Below are 5,998 nucleotides of genomic sequence, written 5' to 3' on the forward strand. Positions count from 1 at the left end.
TAACCGGATGCAGCCGGACCTCGAAGGTGCGCACGTCATAGCCTGATGCCTCGCGCGTCGCGCGCCAGGTCGCGAAATCCCCTCTTGGCGCGATGAGGTAGACCTTGAAGTCGGCATTGCGCCCCAGCGCCGGAACATGGCCGTGCAGTATCGTGCCGACACTGAGGCCGCGATAGTGATCCTCCCGCAGGTTCATCGCGATCCACGGGTGATCGATGTCGATGATCTGATAGGCCGGGATGACGGGACTGACGACCTCGCCAGGCTGGACCAGCTTGCGCGCCACCTCCCCGGCGATCGGCGAGACCAGCCGCGTTTCCTGCCCAAGTGCCGTGGCGGTTCGCAGCGCGGCCTCGGCGATCCGGACCTGGGCGTTGACGGCCTGCTTGTTCTGCGGACGCGCGCCCGCCAACGCCTTTAAATACTGCTGGCGGGCTGCTTCGGCATTGCGCGCGCTACTGTCTCGCGCCGCAGCCGCCTCGTCCCGGCGTTGGGCAGCGACCACGCCTTCGGCGTAGAGGTTGGCGGTGCGACGGCTTGTGACGGCAGCCAGGTCCGCGGCTGCCTGAGCGGCCTGCCATGTCGAACGCAGCGTCGCGACATCCTCGGTGCGTGCCCCCTCGTTGGTTGCAGACGCGACCGCGCGCGCGGCGTCGAGAGCGCCCTGCGCCTCCGCCTGGCTGCCGGCGATCTCCGGGCTGGACAGGGTGGCAAGCAGCGTGCCCGCTTGCACGCGCTGGCCTTCCTCCGCAATCAGACGCTCGACGCGCGCCAGCGCCTTGGTGCCGACATTGACCTCGTCCGCATCGACCATGCCCTGCAGCTGCTCAGGTGCCGGACGGCTCGCCAGCCAGAGGCCCGCCGCGACGACGGCGACGACGACCATAGCGACGAGGATCGCGATCGGCCGCGCGCGTCGCTTCGTCCGGGTGGCTGATCCCTCGCTCACTTATCATCCCCCAGACGTCTATCGGCACGGGCCAGATAGGTGGTGAAGTCGTCAACGCGGTGACTGGCCGCGAGCAACCCGGCGAGTGCCAGATCATATTCATAGGCTGCCGCGATCCGCTGGGTCTGCGTGGTTGCAAGCGTGGCCTCGGCATCCACCAACGACGACGATGGCGTCTCGCCCTCTCTGAAGGAGATGCGCTGAACCCTGAGGTTCTCCCGCGCTGCTGCCAGATTGCTGTCGAGCAGCAGAAAAGATCGGCGAGCCGTCTCGACCAGGTTCCACGCCCGGACGATCTCGCCTGCGACATCCTTGCGCGCCTGGGCTGCCGCATCTGCCGCCGCTCGCTCCTGTTCACGCGCGGCGTCGAGCGACTTCCTGCGGTCAAAGTTGGACAGCAGGGTGTAGCGCAGGGTGACCCCTGCGACCCAGTCCGGTTCCGTGGGCAGCGCATTGTCGCGATTGGCGTTGTAGCTGCCGAACGCGAAGGCTTGCGGGCGGTAGCGCGATCTTGCCAGGCCTACGCCCGCGCGAGCGATGTGGCGCGCTGCGTCGGCACCGCGGGCCCGGGGCGTCGCATCTATGCCCTCCAGGAATGTGCTAACAGGGGGCAGCGGCTGCGAATTGACGAACAGCGGCGTCGAGGCGCTGACGCCGGCGGGGCGGTCCAGCAACCGCGACAGTGCGTCGGCAGCAGTCGCTTCCTCGAGCTGCGCGCGGATGAAGGCGCGTTCAGCGGCATCGCGGGCGACCTGGACCTGAAGGACGCGCGCATGGGGAATGACCCCGTTCTGCTCGAGCTTCACGGCATCCAACAGATGCCGATCGAACCCTGCGAGCGTCTCGTGCGTCGACCGGGTTAGCTGGGCAGCCACCTGCTGTCCAAAATAGGCACGGACCAACCCGACGCGAGACAGGTCGCGACCACCCGCCCGCCTGGCGCGGGCCACCTCGACCGCGCCGTCCGCACCCGCCTGGATCGCCGGGATCGCACCGCCCGTGTAGAGCGGCATGGCAGCAGTGATGGCCGGCCGGAAGACAGTGTCGCTTGTCTGATACTGAAGCGTGTCGGGGATCGCGCCGAAGATCGTCGGCAGGGCGGCACCCACGCGCTGGCTCACCTCACCGACCACCTGCTGCAATCCCGCGGGGAACTGGCCGGGCAATTGCGACAGGAAGTTCGTCGCGGCGGCTGCGGCATTGTCCTTCGGCCCGGTCAGGTCGAGCGACAGGGTCTTCTGGTACTCGATGACGCTTGCCGACGTGGTGATCACCGGACGGTTCAAGCTGCGGGTGGCGCCGGCAATCAACTCGCTTGCCCGGACGGCGTGGTCCTCACCCGAAAGCCCAGGCGAGGCGTCATCGATCCGTGCCAGGGCCGCATCGAAGCTCAGGGCCTGCGGGGTCTGCTCGCTTTGGTTCTGGGCATGCGCCGTCGTGGCGCAAAGCAGAGCGGCGATTGGGGCAGTTTGCCATGCAGGGCGACGCATCATACGGTCGCCTCCGATCCGCTCAAGAACAGATTGCGCACGCTCCGAGCGAGCCGAACCGGCCGAAGCGAGGTGACATCGACGCTGCACCACACGCTCCTGACCTCGGCCAGCACGGTCTCGCCACGTCGTATCGTGGCATCGAAGAACTTTGCGCCGACGACGCGTTCCAGGAGCATCTGAACGTCGAAACGCTCCTCGAGAAAAGCAGGGCAACTATAGCTGATCTCGTGCTTCAGGGCGATCCCTGCGACCGAGCGCACCACGTCGCCAGGAGCGTTCTGCCTCCAGAAGGACGTCACCGCGTCCTGGATCCACCGCGGATAGACCGTGTTGTTCACGTGCCCCATGTGGTCGATGTCCGAGGCGTCCACCTCAAACGTGCAGATATGGCCTTTGCCGCCGTCGGGCATCTGATCCGTGTCCAGGGCATCGTTGACAAGGATCAAACCCTCGCACATATTGTCATTAATGACAATAGTGACGGCCTCCCCGCGACGTCGTCGGCGACATCCGGACGAGCTTCGCGCCGAGGCAATCGCCGCAGCCCGGAAGATCCTCGTCGAGGATGGACCCGCCGCCATCACGCTCCAGGCTGTAGCCGCAGCGCTTGGCATGACGCACGGAAGCATCACCCATCACTTCGGCACCGCCGCCAACCTTCAGGCGGCCGTGGCGGACGTGCTGATCGAGCAGCTGCTGGCGGGCGTTCGAAGCGGTGCAGGTGCGCTGAAGGCCGGGACGATCGATGAGGCGGCCCTGGTCGATCTGGTGTTCGATGTGTTCGAGGAAACCGGCGTCGGCCGACTGATCGGCTTCCTCGCCGCCTTCGGCAGCCCGCTCCTGCGGCCGCTGTTCGAGAAGTTAGCGCGTCTCCCCCGCGACATCTCAACCGACGAGCAGCAAGGCTCGGCGTTCACCGAGCCGGAGTTGCTCGCCATCATCGAGAGCGTTGTTACGCCGGCGCTGAGCGCCTCCCTGATCGGCGCGGAGCTTCTGCAAGCGCTTAATCTCGAGCCATTTTCGACCCGCCAACGTGTTGCCCGTAATCTCGCGGTTCACCGCAATATGCGAGTTGTCGAGTCTAAAGGCTCGGTCGGCAGCTAGCCCAACTTCTCTGTCAGTAGGACTGAACTGGGCGCCTGTGCAGATTAATCGGAACTTCTTACTGCGAGCCTGCTTGTGCTGCCGTCCTACGATGCCCTAGGTGTCGGACCCGCAGCCAGCCGTCGAGTGGATCCAGCGGTGTCGCTACCTAATCCAGCGCCCGGATCCATCCACCATCTCGCCACTACCGAGCCAGGCTGCGGATGGGGAAACGGAGTTCAGGCTGGGCGAACGTAGGAAAGTCGGCGCCCCCCTCCCCCATTTCTCACGCGACGGCTAGCGCAAGATAATCCGTGTATACTTCTGCGCCGCCTCCCGCATAGAACAGGGCGGGCCGTGCCGCGTTGAGCGGCGCGCCCGTGCGCAGACGCTCAATCAGATCCGGGTTGGCCAGCGCCATGACGCTTAGCGCTTCCATGTCGGCGCGCCCTGCCGCCACATCCGCGCCGACCTGCTCGCGCGGGCGGCCTGGGCGATTGAGGATGATCGGCCCGCGATACAGGACCCGCACGTCCGCCAGCATGTCATCGCGCCCGGCATTGAGGACGTGGAGATAGCAAGCCCGAGCGGATCAAGTTCGACGGCAAGGTAGTGGTACAACTCGTCATTGTCGCGGCCCTCGACGATGCCGCCGGTCGCGAGCCCGGGCGACAGGCGAAGCGCCGTCCGCTCCGGGCCGATCGCGTCGGCAACGGCGCGGACCACCTCCAGCGCGAAGCGCGCAGTTCTCCATCGACCCGCCGGCCGCGACGAGGTTGGCGAATGCCTCAGGCGCGGCGGTCGGCATCATGCGTTGCCCGCCCTCACACATCGGCGTGGCGAGCGCGCGCTTCCGTCAGACGCCGCCGCGACGCGTGCCGCCTGCCCCGCCGTCTGATCCCCGATGGAGAAAGAGTCAGCGTCTACCGGGTTTTTCAACAACCACGGCCGTTTTACGAACAGTTTAAGCCTGATGTCGCGGGTGAGCTCGCCGATCGCTGCCCGAAATGGCTGCTCGTTCACGGATCCGACAGACGGGAACCATGCCGCAGCCCAAGGCGTTGGGCGCCTTAGACGAGGTCCTTACCACGGGGACGTCCGATTAGATGGGGGAAACGACATGCGCGCACTATGCTGGCACGGTAAGGGCGATGTCCGTGTCGACACCGTCGCGGATCCCGAGATCAAGCACCCGCGCGATGCGATCATCAAAGTAACCGCCTGCGCGATCTGCGGGTCGGACCTTCACCTGCTGGATGGCTACCAGCCCACCATGGAGGCCGGCGACATCCTCGGCCACGAGAACATGGGCGAGGTCGTGGCGCTCGGGTCCGAGGTCACCAACCTCAAGATCGGGGACCGGGTGGTGGTGCCGTTCACGATCAGCTGCGGCGATTGCTGGTTCTGCAAGAAGGGTCTGTTTGCGGCCTGCGATCGGACCAATCCGAACGCCGAGATGGCCGCCAAGGCGATGGGCCATTCGCCCGCCGGGCTGTTCGGCTTCAGCCACATGCTGGGCGGCTACTGCGGCGGCCAGGCGGAGTATCTCCGCGTGCCGATGGCGGATGTCGGTCCGATCAAGATTCCCGACAACGTTACCGACGAGCAGGCCCTCTTCCTATCGGATATCTTCCCGACCGGCTACATGGCCGCCGAGAATGCGCAGATCGAGCATGGCGACACCGTCGCGATCTGGGGCTGCGGTCCGGTCGGCCAGTTCGCCATCCGCTCCGCGCTGATGATGGGCGCCGGCCGCGTGATCGCGATCGACGAGGTGCCCGAGCGACTCGCCATGGCGGAGGCCGGTGGCGCTGAGACGATTAACTTCGCCGAAACCGATGTCTATGACGAGCTGCAGGCGCGAACCAAGGGCCGGGGCCCCGACAGCTGCATCGATGCTGTCGGCTGCGAGGCGGCCGCACACGGGGCGGCGGACGCGGTCATGGACAAGGTGAAGGCAAGCATGATGCTCGCCACTGATCGCGTCCACGTCCTGCGGCAGGCGATCACGAGCTGCCGCAAGGGCGGCACGGTCTCCGTGCCCGGCGTCTACGTCGGGATGGGTGACAAGCTTCCGATCGGTGCAGCGATGAACAAAGGACTAACGATCAAGCTTGGGCAGACCCACGTGCAGCGCTATACTAGACCGTTGCTGGAAAAAATCGTCGCGGGCGCGATCGACCCCAGCTTCGTGATCACCCACCCGGCCAGTCTTGAAGACGCGCCCGAGATGTACGCCAAGTTCCGTGACAAGCAGGAAGGTGTAATCAAGGTTGTCATGCGGCCGCACGGCTGATTAGCGGAACAACCGGGAACAGGACGCTTATCGATGCTGATCGACACCGCCGCTTTGGAGCACGTGTAGCGGCGGTGTCGATCAGCTTGCGACCAAGTATGTCGGCAGACCTAGGGTCAGGACTCGTTGACCATAGCGAACAGCGATGGCCGACGCACCAGGAAGCGAAGCGCCACT

At 65.8% G+C, this 5,998-nt stretch carries 6 protein-coding genes; 2 read left to right on the forward strand and 4 right to left on the reverse strand.

Going from position 1 to position 5,998, the window contains the following annotated elements; genetic code table 11:
- The 3 genes from L8F96_RS18375 to L8F96_RS18385 all read right to left on the reverse strand — a co-directional run.
- The coding region (locus L8F96_RS18375) for an HlyD family secretion protein (protein ID WP_334657002.1) at positions 1-949 on the reverse strand (949 nt) is incomplete at its 3' end.
- Complete coding sequence (locus tag L8F96_RS18380; RefSeq protein ID WP_334657003.1) at positions 946-2,439, reverse strand: TolC family protein; 1,494 nt, start codon at positions 2,437-2,439, stop codon at positions 946-948. The genes L8F96_RS18380 and L8F96_RS18375, both read right to left, overlap by 4 nt.
- On the reverse strand, positions 2,439-2,888 hold the full coding sequence (locus L8F96_RS18385) for an acyl-CoA thioesterase (RefSeq protein ID WP_334657004.1): 450 nt from the start codon (positions 2,886-2,888) through the stop codon (positions 2,439-2,441). The genes L8F96_RS18380 and L8F96_RS18385 overlap by 1 nt, the downstream gene beginning before the upstream one ends.
- Before the next feature lie 31 nt (positions 2,889-2,919).
- Between L8F96_RS18385 and L8F96_RS18390 the strand changes: the two genes are divergently transcribed.
- Positions 2,920-3,546 carry a TetR/AcrR family transcriptional regulator gene (locus L8F96_RS18390; protein ID WP_334657005.1) on the forward strand — a complete coding sequence of 209 codons (627 nt, stop codon included), beginning with the start codon at positions 2,920-2,922 and terminating at the stop codon, positions 3,544-3,546.
- A 265-nt stretch (positions 3,547-3,811) separates the two neighbouring features.
- On the opposite strand, the gene L8F96_RS18395 is transcribed toward L8F96_RS18390, so the two are convergent.
- Entirely contained in the window at positions 3,812-4,069 is a 258-nt protein-coding gene (locus L8F96_RS18395; RefSeq protein WP_334657006.1) for a beta/alpha barrel domain-containing protein, read from the reverse strand.
- A gap of 576 nt (positions 4,070-4,645) precedes the next feature.
- Here L8F96_RS18395 and L8F96_RS18400 point away from each other — a divergent pair.
- Complete coding sequence (locus tag L8F96_RS18400) at positions 4,646-5,821, forward strand: zinc-dependent alcohol dehydrogenase (protein WP_334657007.1); 1,176 nt, start codon at positions 4,646-4,648, stop codon at positions 5,819-5,821.
- Positions 5,822-5,998: the final 177 nt, after the last annotated feature.

This window comes from Sphingomonas panaciterrae, from assembly GCF_036890205.1.
In the GTDB taxonomy this organism is placed as follows: domain Bacteria; phylum Pseudomonadota; class Alphaproteobacteria; order Sphingomonadales; family Sphingomonadaceae; genus Sphingomonas; species Sphingomonas panaciterrae.

Bases quoted from the DNA above. Each gene is read 5' to 3' on its own strand.
- L8F96_RS18380 (WP_334657003.1), bottom strand. From the start codon at position 2,439: ATGCGTCGCCCTGCATGGCAAACTGCCCCAATCGCCGCTCTGCTTTGC.
- L8F96_RS18395 (WP_334657006.1), bottom strand. From the start codon at position 4,069: ATGCTGGCGGACGTGCGGGTCCTGTATCGCGGGCCGATCATCCTCAAT.
- L8F96_RS18400 (WP_334657007.1), top strand. From the start codon at position 4,646: ATGCGCGCACTATGCTGGCACGGTAAGGGCGATGTCCGTGTCGACACC.